Annotated in this window: 9 protein-coding genes; 6 read left to right on the top strand and 3 right to left on the bottom strand. The window is 58.3% G+C overall.

Going from position 1 to position 16646, the window contains the following annotated elements; all coding sequences use genetic code 11:
- Positions 1-2: 2 nt before the first annotated feature.
- The 3 genes from EM595_RS15655 to EM595_RS15645 all read left to right on the top strand — a co-directional run bounded on the left by EM595_RS15655 (position 3) and on the right by EM595_RS15645 (position 3015).
- Positions 3-1652, top strand: coding sequence for a Na+/H+ antiporter (locus tag EM595_RS15655; protein ID WP_067434170.1), 1650 nt, complete (start codon positions 3-5; stop codon positions 1650-1652).
- A gap of 133 nt (positions 1653-1785) precedes the next feature.
- Positions 1786-2328, top strand: coding sequence for a YfaZ family outer membrane protein (locus tag EM595_RS15650; protein WP_067434168.1), 543 nt, complete (start codon positions 1786-1788; stop codon positions 2326-2328).
- Positions 2329-2469: 141 nt separating this feature from the next.
- Positions 2470-3015: a YfaZ family outer membrane protein gene (locus EM595_RS15645; RefSeq protein WP_067434166.1), complete on the top strand. Its 546-nt coding sequence runs from the start codon at positions 2470-2472 to the stop codon at positions 3013-3015.
- A gap of 44 nt (positions 3016-3059) precedes the next feature.
- Here the strand turns inward: EM595_RS15645 and actP are convergent, their stop codons facing one another.
- The 3 genes from actP to acs form a co-directional block, all read right to left on the bottom strand.
- Positions 3060-4712, bottom strand: a complete 1653-nt coding sequence (actP, locus tag EM595_RS15640; RefSeq protein WP_067435564.1) for a cation/acetate symporter ActP — start codon at positions 4710-4712, stop codon at positions 3060-3062.
- A 2-nt stretch (positions 4713-4714) separates the two neighbouring features.
- Complete coding sequence (locus tag EM595_RS15635) at positions 4715-5026, bottom strand: DUF485 domain-containing protein (RefSeq protein WP_067434162.1); 312 nt, start codon at positions 5024-5026, stop codon at positions 4715-4717.
- A gap of 188 nt (positions 5027-5214) precedes the next feature.
- Positions 5215-7170, bottom strand: coding sequence for an acetate--CoA ligase (gene acs, locus EM595_RS15630; RefSeq protein ID WP_067434159.1), 1956 nt, complete (start codon positions 7168-7170; stop codon positions 5215-5217).
- Positions 7171-7671: 501 nt separating this feature from the next.
- On the opposite strand from acs, the gene gltP reads away from it, so the two are divergent.
- From gltP to EM595_RS15615, 3 genes are all read left to right on the top strand, one after another.
- On the top strand, positions 7672-8973 hold the full coding sequence (gene gltP / locus EM595_RS15625) for a glutamate/aspartate:proton symporter GltP (RefSeq protein ID WP_067434156.1): 1302 nt from the start codon (positions 7672-7674) through the stop codon (positions 8971-8973).
- A gap of 106 nt (positions 8974-9079) precedes the next feature.
- A complete protein-coding gene (murQ, locus tag EM595_RS15620) occupies positions 9080-9997 on the top strand; it encodes an N-acetylmuramic acid 6-phosphate etherase (RefSeq protein ID WP_067434153.1) in 918 nt (305 codons plus the stop codon).
- 429 nt (positions 9998-10426) lie between these two features.
- The gene (locus EM595_RS15615) at positions 10427-16498 is read left to right on the top strand and encodes an autotransporter outer membrane beta-barrel domain-containing protein (RefSeq protein WP_067434149.1); all 6072 of its coding nucleotides are present in this window, start codon (positions 10427-10429) and stop codon (positions 16496-16498) included.
- Positions 16499-16646 lie beyond the last annotated feature (148 nt).

The raw sequence follows: 16646 nt of genomic DNA, 5'->3' as shown, positions 1-16646 counted from the left end.
GCATGGAAATCTTTTTTACTATTTTAATGATGACGCTGGTGGTATCGCTTTCCGGCGTTGCGGCTCGCATTATTCCTTTTCAGATACCGCTGCCGCTGGTGCAGATTGCCGCCGGTGCGCTGCTGGCATGGCCGACCTTTGGCCTGCACGTCGATTTCGACCCTGAACTGTTTTTGGTGTTGTTTATTCCGCCGCTGCTGTTTGCCGACGGCTGGAAAACGCCGATCAGCGAGTTTCTGCATCATGGCCGCGAGATCCTCGGATTAGCGCTGGTGCTGGTGCTGATTACGGTGATTGGTATTGGCTACCTGATTTACTGGATGGTGCCGGGCATTCCGCTGATTCCGGCCTTTGCGCTGGCGGCGGTGCTGTCACCTACCGATGCCGTCGCGCTCTCGGGCATTGTGGGCGAAGGCCGCATTCCGAAAAAAATCATGTCGATTGTGCAGGGTGAAGCGTTGATGAACGACGCATCAGGCCTGGTATCGCTGAAATTCGCCGTGGCAGTTGCGATGGGCACCATGGTGTTTACCTGGTCAGGCGCCAGCATTGAGTTCCTGAAGGTCGCCATCGGCGGGCTGGTGGCCGGTGTGGCGATTTGCTGGCTCTATGGCCGTTCGCTGCGCCTGCTGAGCCGCTGGAGCGGTGACGATCCGGCAACGCAAACCGTGCTGCTGCTGCTGCTGCCGTTTGCCTCTTACCTGATCGCCGAACATCTGGGCGTATCCGGTATCCTCGCAGCGGTTGCGGCGGGCATGACCATTACCCGTTCCGGCATTATTCGCCAGGCACCGCTGGCGATGCGTCTGCGCGCAAACAGCGTCTGGCAGATGCTGGAGTTTGTCTTTAACGGCATGGTGTTCCTGATGCTCGGTTTGCAGCTGCCCGATATTCTGCAAACCTCGGTTGAGCAGGCCAACGCCGATCCCAACGTCGAGCTGTGGATGCTGTTTGCCGATATCGGTCTGGTCTATCTGGCGCTGATGGGCGTGCGTTTTAGCTGGCTGTGGATCATGCAGCGCTTCAGCCGCCGTCTGCTGAAAAAGCGCCCGCTGGAGTTCGGCAACTACTCAATGCGCGAACTGCTGATCGCCACCTTTGCGGGCGTCCGCGGTGCGATTACGCTAGCGGGTGTGCTCTCTATTCCGCTGCTGCTCTCCAGCGGCGAGCCCTTCCCGGCCCGTTATGAGCTGATCTTCATCGCCACCGGCGTGATTCTGTTTTCGCTGCTGATTGGCGTGATCCTGCTGCCGATGCTGCTGCGCGGTATCGACGGCGTCGATCATGCCGGTCATCGTCACGAAATTCAGAACGCCCGCGCCATTATGGCTGGCGTGGCGATCGAGAGCCTGCACAAGATGGAAGAGCGGCTGATGAAGGACAGCGAAGAAAATCTCGATGAAGAGCTGGTGAAAGAGGTCGGCTCGCGCGTGGCGGGTAATCTGCGTCGCCGTCTGGATGGCAAAGAGAACCTCGAGAAATCGATTCTGGCTGAAAATCTGGAGCGGCGTTTCCGGCTTAACGCGCTGCGCGCCGAGCGCGGGGAAGTTTATCACCTGCGTGCCACTCAGCAGATTTCCAACGAGACCATGCAGAAACTGCTGCGCGATCTCGATCTGCTGGAAGCGGTACTGATCGATAAAGAAGAGTAATCCTCGTCAAGCCGGGCCTGCGCGCCCGGCTTTTTTTGGCTTTTTCATCCCCCGATTGAGCCAAACCTTATAGAGTCACTCCCGTCGCCAATCCTACTCTCGTCATTCCTCAACCATGATAAGGAATGATGTGATGAAATCACTTTTTACCCTTATGGCGCTGCTGTTGACGTTGCAGGCGCAGGCCGTTTCGCTCGGCGTTGATGCCGGACGCTCCTTCACCGGCCTGAATGCGCACACCACGATCACAGAGGGCGATCGCCTGATGCTCGGTGGCGAATGGCTTTTACCGCGCGAAAGTGACGTACTCTATACCGCTAACTTGCAGGCGGGCTATCTGTTCGCCATCAGGCCTTTCTATGTTATTCCTTCGATGCGCACCAGCTACGTCGCGTTCTCCGGTCAGGATGCGGGCTATGCGTTAAGCCCTGGCGCTAGCATCGTCTGGCCGGTGTTACGAACGGTGTGGCTGTTCGCGGATTATCATTACGCACCGGATACGCTGACGTTACGTATGCACGGCTATCAGGATATGCGGCTGGGTGTGGGGACCGCGCTGATGCCGTCGCTGCAGATGCAGGTGGGCTACCGTGCTGTAAAGCTGGATGGGCAAAATATTCAGCCCGATCGCAGCCTGGCTGACGGCTGGTTTATCGGCGCGCGCTATTTGTTCTGAGGCCATGAAGTAGTGAGCGCTTACCTTTTTGGCAGAATAGCGGTGCATCATTAATGTAAAGTAACGACTTATACATTGTGTCTCACTTTTCTCACCGCTATTCTGCGCGCTCCAAAAAAAGCCTTAAAACGGAGTCTGGCGATGAATAAAAAAGTACTTTTGAGCAGTGGTCTGGCGATGATGGTGCTGGCGGGTTCAGCCCAGGCGATTGAAGGCAGCGTTGATGTGGGCAAGCATTACACTAACCTGAACGTCGGTCTGGGCACCAACTCACCGGGCCTGTTCCTGAACGGCAACTGGTTGCGTAGCGATCACGATGGCAGTTTATCGGGCCTCGGTCTGGGCTATAACATTGATGCAGGTCCGCTGCGTGTATCGCCAACGGCCAAAGCGATGTACACCCATCCGGAAAATGGCAAAGATGGCTTTGCGGTGGCGGTCGGTGCTGGTGCAAGCTACACCTTCAGCGATATGTTTGGCCTGTATGGCGAATATTATTATGCGCCAGATGCGTTTGCCGATCGTATCGACAGCTATCAGCAGGCCAGCGGTGGCCTGAGCTTTACGCCAATCTCGCTGCTGAACGTGCGCGTCGGTTATCAGTATATTGAGCTGAATAACAAAGATGGCCGCAAAGACAACGTCATTGCTGACGGTCCTTATGTTGGCGCTTCGCTGCGTTTCTGAGTTCATGCTGAAAAAAAAGGCGCCCTGCGGGGCGCCTTTTTTGTTTAGTGGGACTTGCCCTGATCGATACCAATACCGGTTTGTGAACGCACAAACTGATCGCGGAACAGCATGCGTTCCTGATGGCCAGACGCAGACGTATCGGTGGTGGAGAAGAACCAGATGCCGATAAACGCCACCAGCATCGAGAACAGCGCCGGATATTCGTAAGGGAAAACCGGTGCGCTGTGACCGAGAACCTGTACCCAGACGGTCGGGCCCAGAATCATCAGGATCACCGCGGTCAGCAGGCCAGCCCAGCCGCCAATCATCGCGCCACGCGTGGTCAGCTTCGACCAGTACATCGACAGCAGGATAATCGGGAAGTTACAGCTGGCGGCGATGGAGAACGCCAAACCCACCATAAAGGCGATGTTCTGTTTCTCGAACAAAATGCCCAGCGCGATAGCCACCACGCCGAGGATCAGCACGGTAATCTTCGACACCCGCAGCTCATCCTTCTCACTCGCTTCTCCTTTGCGATAGACGCTGGCGTAAAGGTCATGCGACACCGCCGAGGCACCGGCCAGCGTCAGACCGGCAACCACCGCCAGAATGGTGGCAAAGGCCACAGCGGAGATAAAGCCGAGGAAGGTACTGCCGCCAACGGCATCGGCCAGATGCACCGCCGCCATATTGTTGCCGCCAATGAGCGCGCCAGCGGCATCTTTAAACGCCGGGTTAGCCCCCACCAACAGAATGGCACCGAAGCCGATAATAAAGGTCAGGAAGTAGAAGTAACCCATAAAGCCGGTGGCCCAGAACACGCTTTTACGCGCTTCGCGAGCATCGCTGACGGTAAAGAAACGCATCAGGATATGCGGCAGGCCTGCGGTACCAAACATCAAACCGAGGCCCAACGACAGCGCCGAGATCGGATCTTTCACCAGCCCGCCAGGGCTCATGATCGCCGCGCCTTTGGGATGCACCGCCATCGCCTGGCTGAACAGGTTATTGAAGCTGAAGCCCACCGTTTTCATCACCATAATGGCCATAAACGAGGCGCCAAACAGCAGCAGTACCGCTTTGATAATCTGCACCCAGGTGGTGGCCAGCATGCCGCCAAACAGCACGTAGAGCACCATCAAAATGCCCACCAGCACTACCGCAACGTGGTAGTTGAGGCCGAACAGCAGCTGAATCAGCTTACCGGCACCAACCATCTGTGCGATCAGGTAAAGCGCCACTACCACCAGCGAGCCGCAGGCGGACAGGGTGCGAATCGGTTTCTGTTTTAAACGATAGGAAGCGACATCGGCAAAGGTGTAGCGGCCGAGGTTACGCAGACGCTCTGCGATCAGAAACAGAATGATCGGCCAGCCCACCAGAAAGCCCAGTGAATAGATCAGGCCATCGTAGCCCGAGGTATAAACCAGCGCGGAAATACCCAGAAACGACGCGGCGGACATGAAGTCACCGGCGATCGCCAGTCCATTCTGAAAGCCGGTAATATTGCCGCCAGCGGTGTAGTAATCGCTGCGTGAGCGGGTGCGTTTGGACGCCCACCAGGTGATGCCGAGCGTCGCGCCGACGAACACCAGAAACATAATGATCGCCTGCCAGTTGGTCGGCTGACGCTCAACCGCACCGCTGATGGCATCCGCCGCCTGCGCACCCAAAGGCAGCGCGCCCAGCGCCGCCAGAACCCGAGCAAACATCTTCATGGCTGCACCTCGCGCACGATCTCTTTGGTCAGGCGATCGAATTCGCCGTTGGCGCGCCAGACATAGACGCCGGTAAGCAGAAACGAAATCACAATCAGGCCGACGCCCAGCGGAATGCCGCGTGTCACGCTGGTTCCGGCATGCAGCGGCGTGCCGAGCCAGCCGGGGGCAAAGGCGATAAGCAGGATAAAGCCGACGTACAACACCAGCATAATGACGGTCAGCACCAGCGCGAAGGCCTGCCGCTTGCGCACCAGCTCCTGAAAGCGGGGGCTGCTTTCTACCTGTTGATAGATGTTGTTGATCATCACACACTCTCCAGAGGTAAGGGGGATCGGGCGCGCAGGCTGACCACAAACAGTGCCTGACGCCCTTTTTTTATAAATTTTTTTAGTGAGTAACCTGACAACAAAACACGTGCTCAGCACATCTCCTGTTTTGCTTCCTCTCCCTTGCGGGAGAGGAGGGTGGGACGAAAAAAGACAGGACGCCGCGGTTACGGCATTTTGATCGACTGCTTCTCTTCCAGCAGTTTTTCAACCACGGCCGGATCGGCCAGCGTGGAGGTATCACCAAAGTTGCTGGTATCGCCCGCGGCGATTTTGCGCAGAATGCGGCGCATAATTTTGCCCGAGCGGGTTTTTGGCAGCGAATCGGTCCAGTGCAGCACATCCGGCGTGGCGATTGGGCCAATCTCTTTGCGCACCCAGTTGCGCACCTCGGTGTAGAGCTCCGGCGACGGTTCTTCGCCGTGGTTCAGCGTGATGTAGGCGTAAATCGCCTGGCCTTTGATGCCGTGCGGAATGCCGACCACTGCGGCTTCAGCAATTTTAGGGTGCGACACCAGTGCCGACTCGATCTCCGCCGTACCCAGACGGTGGCCGGAAACGTTCAGCACGTCATCCACACGGCCGGTGATCCAGTAATAGCCATCTTCGTCACGGCGTGCGCCGTCACCGCTGAAGTACATGTTTTTAAAAGTGGAGAAGTAGGTCTGTTCAAAGCGATCGTGATCGCCAAACAGCGTGCGCGCCTGGCCTGGCCAGGAGTCGGTAATCACCAGGTTGCCTTCGCAGGCGCCTTCCTGCGGCACGCCTTCGTTATCCACTAACGCAGGCTGAACGCCAAAGAAAGGTCGGGTGGCGGAGCCAGGCTTCAGTTCGGTAGCACCCGGCAGCGGCGTGATCATGAAGCCGCCGGTTTCGGTTTGCCACCAGGTATCGACGATCGGACAGCGGCTGTCGCCAATCTTCTGGTAATACCATTCCCAGGCTTCCGGGTTAATCGGTTCGCCTACCGATCCCATGATACGCAGCGTGGAGCGTTGGGTGCCGGCGATCGCCTTATCGCCTTCGGCCATCAGGGCACGAATCGCGGTCGGCGCGGTATAAAGCAGCGTCACCTTATGTTTATCAACCACTTCCGCCATGCGGCTCGGTTTCGGCCAGTTGGGCACGCCTTCAAACATCAGCGTGGTTGCACCGCACGCCAGCGGTCCGTAAAGCAGATAGCTGTGGCCGGTGATCCAGCCAACGTCGGCGGTACACCAGTAGATATCGTCAGGCTGATGATCGAAAACGTATTTAAAGGTGGTCGCCGCATAAACCAGATAGCCGCCGGTGCTGTGCAGCACGCCTTTCGGCTTGCCGGTGGAGCCAGAGGTATAAAGGATAAACAGCGGATCTTCCGCGCCCACTTCGGCGGGCTGATGTTGATCGCTGGCGCCGTTAACCTGATCGTGCCACCAGAGATCGCGGTTCTCCTGCCACGCCACCGCATTGCCGGTACGGCGCAGCACAATCACGTTGCTGATGGTGGTCACGCCGGGGTTTTTCAGCGCTTCATCGACGTTTTTCTTCAGTGGGATGGCGCGACCGGCGCGTACGCCTTCGTCAGCGGTGATCACCAGCTTCGCGCCGCAGTCGATAATGCGGCCCGCCACCGCTTCCGGCGAGAAACCGCCGAAAATCACGGTATGCACCGCGCCAATACGCGCGCAGGCGAGCATGGCCACCGCCGCTTCCGGCACCATGGGCATATAAATGGCGACCACATCGCCTTTACGAATACCCACCGCTTCCAGCACGTTGGCAAAACGACAGACGTCGCCGTGCAGCTCGCGATAACTTAGGCTGCGGCTTTCGCTGGCATCATCGCCTTCCCAGATAATGGCGGTGCGATCGCCATGCTGAGCAAGATGACGATCGAGGCAGTTGGCCGCCAGATTCAGCGTGCCATCTTCGTACCAGCGAATAGAGATATTGCCCGGCGCAAATGAACTGTTTTTAACGCGGGTAAAGGGCGTTATCCAGTCGAGAATTTTTCCTTGTTCACCCCAGAAGGCATCGGGATCCTGCACCGAGTGTTGGTACATCGCTGCATACTGGTCGGCATTGATCAGGGCATGTTCCGCGATGTTCGCGGGTACGGGATATTTATGATGTTGGCTCATGGCTGCTCTCCTTGAAGATGTTAATGATATGTCAATCAAAGGTTAATTAAAGCTGGGCTAACAGCTTTGTTTCTTTTTTGCGCGACAGATCACGTCAATGGCGAAGCGGGTAAAACGTCGAATAATGACCAGGTTAGGCAGCGCTTCAGCGGGCAGCAAACCGAGAAGGGTTTGTGCAAAATAGCAGCAAACGGTTCGCAGTGGGTGACGAAAAAAAATGCATATCTATGCTAATTAATCTCAAATTATTACTTTTTATAACAGCCAGTTAGGCTTTTCATTACTTATTGCGATATTTCACTGCTTACCACGTGACAAACATCGCGATTCGACTAAGGGTTGCATTTTTAGCGGCGAAAATGGTAATTATCTCGCGCCTGAAGTTCAGGCATCCATCACCAATAACCCCTGATTTTATCGGGCCTTTGCCCATTTCCCTTGCGTCTTCAAGCTATTGCCTGAAATCAGCTACCCGGGGTTTTGTTAAGGAAATGAAGCATTATGAAAGGTTTTAAACTTAGCCTTGCCTGGCAAATCTTGATTGCGCTGGCGCTGGGTATTGTCGTGGGTGCAGTGCTGCATAATCAGCCGGACGATCGCGAATGGTTAATCACCAACGTGTTGAGTCCAGCTGGCGACATCTTTATTCATCTTATCAAGATGATTGTGGTCCCGATTGTGATTTCCACCCTGATTGTCGGCATTGCTGGCGTCGGTGATGCGAAAAAGCTGGGTCGGATTGGTGTGAAAACCATTCTCTATTTTGAAGTAATCACCACCGTGGCGATCGTAGTCGGTATTACCGCCGCCAACGTGTTCCAGCCTGGCAGCGGCATCGATATGTCGTCGTTATCGAAGGTGGATATCTCAAAATATGAAGCGACAACCGAACAGGTGCAGAGCGGGGCGCATAGCCTGGTGATCACCATCATGTCGCTGATCCCAACTAACATTTTTGCCGCCATCGCCAAAGGCGACATGCTGCCGATCATTTTCTTCTCGGTGCTGTTTGGCCTGGGATTATCATCGCTGCCCGCAGAGCATCGCGATCCGCTGCTGAAGCTGTTCCGCTCAACCTCGGAAACCATGTTCAAAGTCACCAACATGATCATGCGCTATGCGCCGATCGGGGTGTTTGCACTGATTTCCGTCACCGTGGCCAACTTCGGTTTTGCCTCGCTGGTGCCGCTGGCCAAGCTGGTGTTGCTGGTATACGTGGCGATTCTGTTCTTCGCCTTTGTGGTGCTGGGTACGGTGGCGCGCATCTGTAATCTGCGTATTACCACGCTGATGCGCATCCTGAAAGATGAGCTGATCCTCTCTTACTCCACTTCCAGTTCGGAAACGGTGCTGCCGCGCATCATGGAGAAGATGGAAGCCTACGGCGCGCCAAAAGCGATCACCAGCTTTGTGGTGCCGACCGGCTACTCGTTTAATCTCGATGGCTCAACGCTGTATCAAAGCATCGCTGCCATCTTTATCGCCCAGCTGTACGGCATCGACCTGTCGTTAGGCGATGAGATTGTGCTGGTATTGACGCTGATGGTGACCTCGAAAGGCATCGCTGGCGTACCGGGCGTTTCGTTTGTGGTACTGCTGGCCACGCTGGGCAGCGTGGGTATTCCGCTGGAAGGCCTGGCCTTTATTGCCGGTGTTGACCGCATCATGGATATGGCGCGTACCGCGCTCAACGTGGTGGGCAACGCGCTGGCGGTGCTGGTGATTGCCAAATGGGAAAACCAGTTCGACCAGAAACAGGCGCAGCACTACGAGCTGCAGCTCAGCACGCAGGGCGCGAAGTAAGCCTCTCCGAAACCCGTCGCCAGACGGGTTTTTTTATGCCTGCGGATGCCGCCGAATAAAAATAGCTTTACGCTGATATAACGCTTTTGATGCCGGAGTTTCACTGATGAAAATCGACCTTTCTGCTCTAACCACCGAAGGGCGTAACGCCGCCAGCACCGATATCGATCGCCTCTCCACGCTGGAGATGCTGACCGTCATTAATCAGGAAGATAAAAAAGTCGCGCTGGCGGTAGAAGCGATTTTGCCTGCTATCGCCTGCGCGGTGGATGCCATCGTTGCCGCCTTTGCGCAGGGTGGCCGACTGATCTATTGCGGCGCCGGCACTTCCGGGCGGCTGGGCATTCTGGATGCCAGCGAATGCCCGCCAACGTTTGGTACGCCGCGCTCGCAGGTGGTGGGGTTGATTGCGGGCGGCCATCAGGCCATTTTACAGGCGGTGGAAAACGCCGAAGATAATCAGCAGCAGGGCGCGCAGGATCTGATCGATATCGGTTTCAGCCGTCATGACGTGCTGGTGGGCATCGCGGCCAGCGGCCGGACGCCGTACGTACTGGGTGCGCTGGAGTACGCTAACGCCACCGGCGCGGTCACCGCTGCGCTGAGCTGCAATCCGCACAGCCCGATGGCGCAGCTGGCGCAGATCGCCCTGACGCCGGTGGTCGGCCCGGAGGTGATCACCGGCTCGTCCCGCATGAAAGCGGGAACGGCGCAAAAGCTCGTGCTGAATATGCTGACCACCGGCGCGATGATTCGCAGCGGCAAGGTCTACGGCAACCTGATGGTGGATGTTGAAGCCACCAATCAGAAGCTGGTGCAGCGGCAGATAGATATTGTGATGCAGGCCAGCGACTGTAGCGCTGACGAGGCGCGCGCGGCGCTGGACGCCTGCGGCGGGCATTGCAAAACGGCGATTCTGATGCGGCTGGCCGATCTCAATGCCGCCGCGGCGCAGGCGCTGCTGGCGGTACACAAGGGTTTTATTCGTCAGGCGCTGCAGGCCGCAACGCACTTTTCCGGTTAGCAGCACTGATGAATGGCGTGTAGCTGGCTGTGAAGGCGGTCACATATTAGCCAATTGGTCCATGTCAGATTTTTACGGCCAGCGTCAACTGGGCTTTTTACAGACGCTGGCCGCTGCGTTAACTCTCCCCATCTTTTCCTTTATTAATGCATGGCCTCTTATTTCCCTTTTCTCCCCCCTGCGATGACACAGCGCCCGCCATGCGGCTTTGCGCTACGTTCGTTCACTTCCTACGCTGAACGGGTATTTGTGTTATCTCGCCTAACTCCAACCGGGCAGCAGCGCGTTTCGCCTGCCTGATTCATCCGAGCTTATCTGTAGGTTGTTAAGTAACGCCTGGTTGGGAAGCGACTTCTCTCACGTTGTGAAGCGCCCTGACCCGATCGCCTCTTTTTTAGAGATTAGAGTCTGATTTTCAGCGGAGAAAGTATGCGTTTTAAACCCAATCCCGTGATGTTGGCCCTGCTTGCGGCACCGATTATCGTTTGCTCCACCTTTTATGCTCACGCCGCAACCATTGATGCCTGGACGCCAGAGGCTAACGACGCGCAGGCTGGCGCGATCAACGTCATCAACCGCAGCGAGACGCTGGAAGGCAACCCGCGTTTTACGCCAGGTGAAACCGGCGCCGTCAATACCACGCTGGGCCAGGTGGTGATTGCCGCAGGCAGTGATTATCTTAATCAGGATCGACTGAATCCCGGCCCGCAGAACGCCGCCGTGCTGGTGCCCGATCCGGTGACCGGCGGGCAGATCACCTTCCAGGTTTACGACTCCGCCAGGCTGATTGCGCTGGACCCGGTTACCGGCGCAACGCGGGTGCCGGATATCCAGAACGTTAACAATAAGCAATATATTGACGCGCGCGTGGCCAATATCGGCAACGGCGGTGTGCTGGATATCAATCTTGGTCAACCCAACGCCGCTGCTTCAGCCGCCAGTAACAGCTGGCAGATGGCCGCCAAGCAAACCACCCTGTTTGATGTCACCGATGGCGGGGTCGCCAACTGGAATTCCAACAACCGCATCGATTTTACCGGTAGCGCCGCTGCGCTGGTCAACGGCGTGGCGCAGCAGTCCTGGGATGTGACCAGCCTTGCCACCTACAACGGCACCTTCAGCGTGCAGACGCTGGATGGCAGCAGCACAACCTTCACCGTGACCAACGCCAGTCAGTTACAGGCGTATAACAACTGGCTGATCGACCAGCTGAAAGCAGGCTCTCTGGATAAAAACAGCTATCTCACCGAATTCAATAAGGCGCTGACCACCCGCACCGGCACGATTGTTTATAACGTCTCCGCGACGGCACCCGATGAGGTAACGCAGCCCATCGGCTTGCGCAGGGTGATTAACGCCGCGGGCGCCGGTTCACGCATTAATCTGGCCGCGGGTAAAACGCTGGAGGTTACCGGTGCCACCGGCGGCGCCATTCATGCCAGCGACGGTGCGGAAGCGATTATCGACGGCACGCTGGCCAGCCGGGGCACCTTTCTTAACAGCGGCGCGGCGCTGGTGCTGGATAACAGCAGCCTCGGCATCAACAATGGCGTAATTAACGGCGGCTTTCTTAACAGCACGGCGGGCACGGTTAACGGTGCGCCCAGCTTTGGCACTGATGCGGTGACGGTCAACAGCGGCAGCCGCTTTGATAACACCGGTATTGTTAACCTCGCGACCAATGGCAGCAGCGCCCCCAATGGCGTGGCGGCCATCAATCTTGGCGACAACGGCCAGGCCACTAACAGCGGTAACATCAACGTCGGCGTTGCCAGCACCAGCTCGCGCGGCACCACCTCAGGCGTGCTGCTCACCCGCGCCAGTTCCACCTTTACCAATAGCGCCACAGGCAATATCTATCTGGGCCGCGGCCCGCAAAATACCCTCAGCGACAGCGCGGCCGATACGGCGCTAAATCAGAGCGGCCTGACCAGCGGCATCGCGCTGGTGGCTGATGGCGTGGCGATCAATCAGGGCACCATTACGCTCGGCTCGCGGGTACAGAACGGCGCGGGCATGTCGGTTAGCGGCGCGGCGGCGGCCACGCTGCAAAATCAGGGCGTGATCGACGTCAATGGTGCCGCCAGCCGTATCCCGCGTGAAAACATTGGCATGTCGGTGTTGAACAGCGGCGGTAATATTGAGAACAGCGGCACCATCAATCTCAACGGTGTGAACGGTACCGGCATCAAAGTGGTCGCCACTGCGGGCAACCGTTCACAGGCGAGCTCAACCGGGGTGATCAACGTCGCGGGCGGCGCCGATCCCAGCAGCGGCACGCGAAATTTTGGCATCTGGGTGGAAGGCCAGGGCAGCGGCGAATCGGCGGCGACAGTGGATGGCGCCATCAACCTGAGCGGTGACGGCGCGATTGGCGTTCACGCGCGCGGCAATGCCACGGTCACCGTTTCGCCCGACGCGGTGCCACGTTTTGCTCAGGGCAGCAATCAGATCGCCTTTTTCGCCTATGGACCTAATGCAAACATCAACGTGGCGGATAACAACGCTTTCGACGTCACCACTCGCGGCTCGACGCTGTTTCGGCTGGAGCAGGGCGCGGATTTTGACGGCAGCGATCTGACGCTTGGCGTATCCGGCGAGGGCGCGGTTGGCGTTATCGGCACCGGCGGGGGCGACACGCGTATCAATACGCAAAATGCAGAGATCAATGTCAGCGGCAACGGTGCGACCGGCGTGATAATCGAAGGCGGAGCCAGCGGCATCATCGATCAGGCGACCCGCATCGATCTCAACGGCCGCAACGCCATCGGCGCGCTGGCGGACGGGCAAAAACACACGCTGGCGGGCAGCAACAGCGGCTCGCCCTCTGCCGCCACCTCGCTGAGTTCAGCGGCGGAGCTGGATTCCGCACAGGAGGGCATTGTGGGATATATCGCCCGCAACCGCGCCAGCCTGACCAACACCGGCAATATCGCCTTCACCGGTGCGGGCACCACCGGTCTGCGCGTGGAAAGCGGCGCCAGCGGCACCAACAGCGGCACTATTTCGATCGGCAACGGCGGCAGCGGCATCATCGTCGACAGTAATGGCTCTGCGCTGACTACCACGGCAACCAACACCGGCGTTATCAATGTCAACGGCGGCAGTAGCGCGGCGCGCAGCCGCGGCGTCACGGCCAGCGGCGCGCGCGCCGTAGCCAACCTCAACGGCGGCAGCTTTAACCTTAACGGCGTCGGCGCGCTGGGGGCGGAGGCGATCAACGGTGGGCGCGTCAACGTCTCAGCCGCGTCAACGCCGCAGTTTAATAACCGCGATCAGATCGCCTATCGCGCCGCAGGCCGCGATTCGGCGATCGACAGCGCCAGCAATGCGTTGACCATCACCAGTGCGGGCTCAACCGGCTATCGTATTGATGATGGCGCGGCGCTACGCTTCAGCAGCGCCAATACGCTGACGACCGCCGCTGACGGCAGCACCGGCGTGATTATCTCCGGCAACGGCAGCACGCTGGCCAGCGGCAACAGCCGATTGCAGGTTAACGGCGCGGACAGTCACGGCGTGCGGGTGGAAGGCGGTGCCAGCGCCACGCTGGATGCGGCCAGCCAGCTTATTCTCAATGGCGAACGCGCCGTCGGCGTGCTGGTCGATAATCTGCGTACCGATTTGAGTAACGCGCTTGATGGCAGCACGGCGGCCAGCAGCGTGATCAACAACGCGGTGATCGGCGGCGGCGGAACGGGCGTTATCGCTTTTGACATTGCCAACGGCGCCACGCTGCGCAACACCGGACAGGTCGATTTAACCGGCAGCAATACCATCGGCATCCGCACGCGATCCGGCAGTACGCTGGTTAACGACGGCACGGTCAATGTTGCCAATGGCACGGGCATGGATATCAGCGGCGGCGGCACGACGCTGGCTAAAGGCGGCACCATCAACGTCGGCGGCGGCATCGCCGGGGTGCGTATCAGCAACGGCGCGCAACTGGCGCTGACCGGCAGCGACACGCTAATTACCAGCGGCGGCGCGGCGCACGGCGTGCTGCTGGATAATGGCGCGGCTGGTTTTACCGCCAGCGACGCCAGGCTACATGTCACCGGCAGCGGCAACGGCATTGAGAATCGCGCCGGGCTGCAACAGGTGAGCCTGAACAATCTCACCATTGATGTCACAAACGGCAGCGGTATTCGCACCGCAGTGCCCTTTGATCCGGCATCAACCGTTACCGTTAATGTCCGCGGCAGTGGCAGCGGATTAACCATCGCCAACGCGGATGGCGGCGTCACCGGCGGCGATCTGTCGCTGGGTTCCGGCTATGTGTTCAACGTCGATGGCGCGGGCGGCACCGGCATTCGCGCCAATACCACCGGCACCATCAACAGCGCTGCCACGGTGAATATCAACAGCCGCGACGGCGGTTCAGCGCTGGTCTCCAGCACGGCGCGCACCATCATTCACTCCGGTACCTTTACTTCTGCCAGCCTGACATCGCCGGTGGTGGATTTGCGCGGCGGACAGACGCTGTTTGAAAACGTTGGCACCATTATTACCGCCACTCCGGACAGCGTGGCGGTGGCGGGCAGTAACGCCAGTGATGTGGTGCTGCTGACCCGCGGTGAGATTCGCGGTGATATCAATCCCGGCGGTGGCAGCGACCGTTTTCAGTGGACCGGCGGCGTGCTTGACGGCAGCCTGACCATGGGCAATGACGTGAACAACGTGGCCGATATCCGCGGTGTCGATCTCAGCAAAACCCGCCATCTGACCGCGGGCAGCGCCACCGGCAACACGCTGACCCTGAGCGACGTGAGCTGGCGCGGCGGTTCTTTTGTCACTGACGATCTCAACAAAGGGGTTAACCTCGGCGGTGGCTGGAGCACCATCAACTTTAACAACAGTGCCTGGACGCTGACCGACAACCTGCAACTTGCTCACAGCGTGGTCAATATCGGCAGTGACTCGGTGCTGTATGCAGGCAACGGCGTTAATCCCACTATTGCTGGTGGCAGCGATCGTTCCGTGGCGGTCAACAACGCCGGCATCATCGATCTCACCAACGGCAGCGGCGTGCCCGGCAACTGGCTGACTATCAATGGCGACCTTAATTCGCTGGGCGGCCAGGCGAAGCTCGCCACGCGGCTTAATGCGGGTGGCGCGGTTGCTAATCAATTCAGCGATAAGCTGCTGGTGGCCGGTAATACCAGCCAGGGCACCACGTTGCTTGATGTGCGACTGAATGCGGCGAGCACCGGTAATCTCACCGATCTCAACCGTAACAGCGCTATCGATGCTGATGAAGGCATTACGCTGGCGCAGGTGGCGGGCAGCGCACGCAGCGACAGTTTTGCCCTGCGCAATGGCTATCTCGCCGCCGGGCCGTGGAAATATGAACTCTACAGCTTCTCGCCGGGCAACAGCGACGCCGCACAGCGGCAGATTAGCGGTGCGGCCGACGGCAACTTTTGGGATTACCGTCTGGCTAACAGCTATGTGTGCCAGGGCGAGGAAAGCTGCGCACCGGTGCTGCGTAACGGCGCGTTCAGCGTGGGCGACAACGCGCGCATTGCGGTGATCCCACAGGTGCCAGCCTATGTTTCCGCACCGGTTGGGCTGGCCTATTACAGCGCCGCCATCGTTGACGATCTGCACAAGCGTCTGGGCGAACTGCGCCATCAGCAGACGCTGCCAGCCGGTGACGGCGGCGAGCTGTTTGTGCGCTATATCGGGGCCAATCTGACCTACAACACCGATCGCAGCTTCCGTGATTTTGGCTATGACATGGATATCGATTACAGCGCGGTGCAGATTGGCGGCAATCTGATACGGCTGGACGGTGAGCAGGATAGCCTGCGTGGCGGCGTGGCCTTTACGCGCGGCAACACGCGTTTGCGCCCGGATGCGGCAGATGGCTTCAGCAGCACCACCTTCGACAGCGACAGCCTGGCGTTTTACGGCACCTGGCAGCGCAACAACGGCTTTTATCTGGATGGTGTGCTCTCATTCGATCGCCATCGCGGTGAAACTGACATTGCGCAGCAGCGTGAAGTCGCCAACATAAAAGGTCACGGCTGGAATGCTTCGCTGGAAGGCGGCTATCCGTGGCTGTTTGCCAACGGCGTGCGGCTGGAACCGCAGGCGCAGCTGATGGTCATGCAGCTTGATATGAGCAACTTCACCGACAAAACCAATACCAAAGTCAGCTATGACCGTTATAACCAAACTATTGGTCGGCTGGGGGCGCGGCTGGATCGCAGCTGGAGCGATGACAGCCTGCGCCAGTACACGCCTTATCTGCGCGCCAACTACTATCGCGGCTGGGGTAAAGATGCCAAAACGCGGATAAGCGCGGCGGATAACGACAGGCTCGGCAATACCTTTGGCAGCGGCGGGTTTGGTCAGATGGCGGAGGCGGGTGCCGGTGGCACGGTGACGTTTAAGAATGCGGTATCACTCTATACTGAAGTCGATTATCGCCATGAGCTGGATGGCAACGGCGCCAAAGGCTGGCGTTACAACGCTGGCGTGCGCTGGCAGTTCTGAGCACAGAGCGGCAGGGAGGCCGCTCACCATTAATTAACATTGTTAACTTATTCCCCTCCGTGCTTACATCACGTTTTCCGCTTAAAACCACGCTGCATCCGTTATTTCACGCTGAAAATTAAAGCCGTGCGCTAAAGCTTTCAACCAT

Origin of the sequence: Duffyella gerundensis, from assembly GCF_001517405.1 — a bacterium.
GTDB classification, from domain to species: domain Bacteria; phylum Pseudomonadota; class Gammaproteobacteria; order Enterobacterales; family Enterobacteriaceae; genus Duffyella; species Duffyella gerundensis.
The sequence above is the reverse complement of the archived record's forward strand: the minus strand, read 5'-3'. Positions and strand labels throughout refer to the sequence as shown.

Excerpts from the sequence above, each read along its gene's own strand:
- actP (WP_067435564.1), bottom strand. The coding sequence starts at position 4,712 with ATGTTTGCTCGGGTTCTGGCGGCGCTGGGCGCGCTGCCTTTGGGTGCG.
- gltP (WP_067434156.1), top strand. The coding sequence starts at position 7,672 with ATGAAAGGTTTTAAACTTAGCCTTGCCTGGCAAATCTTGATTGCGCTG.
- EM595_RS15615 (WP_067434149.1), top strand. The coding sequence starts at position 10,427 with ATGCGTTTTAAACCCAATCCCGTGATGTTGGCCCTGCTTGCGGCACCG.
- EM595_RS15635 (WP_067434162.1), bottom strand. The coding sequence starts at position 5,026 with ATGATCAACAACATCTATCAACAGGTAGAAAGCAGCCCCCGCTTTCAG.
- EM595_RS15645 (WP_067434166.1), top strand. The coding sequence starts at position 2,470 with ATGAATAAAAAAGTACTTTTGAGCAGTGGTCTGGCGATGATGGTGCTG.
- EM595_RS15655 (WP_067434170.1), top strand. The coding sequence starts at position 3 with ATGGAAATCTTTTTTACTATTTTAATGATGACGCTGGTGGTATCGCTT.
- acs (WP_067434159.1), bottom strand. The coding sequence starts at position 7,170 with ATGAGCCAACATCATAAATATCCCGTACCCGCGAACATCGCGGAACAT.
- murQ (WP_067434153.1), top strand. The coding sequence starts at position 9,080 with ATGAAAATCGACCTTTCTGCTCTAACCACCGAAGGGCGTAACGCCGCC.
- EM595_RS15650 (WP_067434168.1), top strand. The coding sequence starts at position 1,786 with ATGAAATCACTTTTTACCCTTATGGCGCTGCTGTTGACGTTGCAGGCG.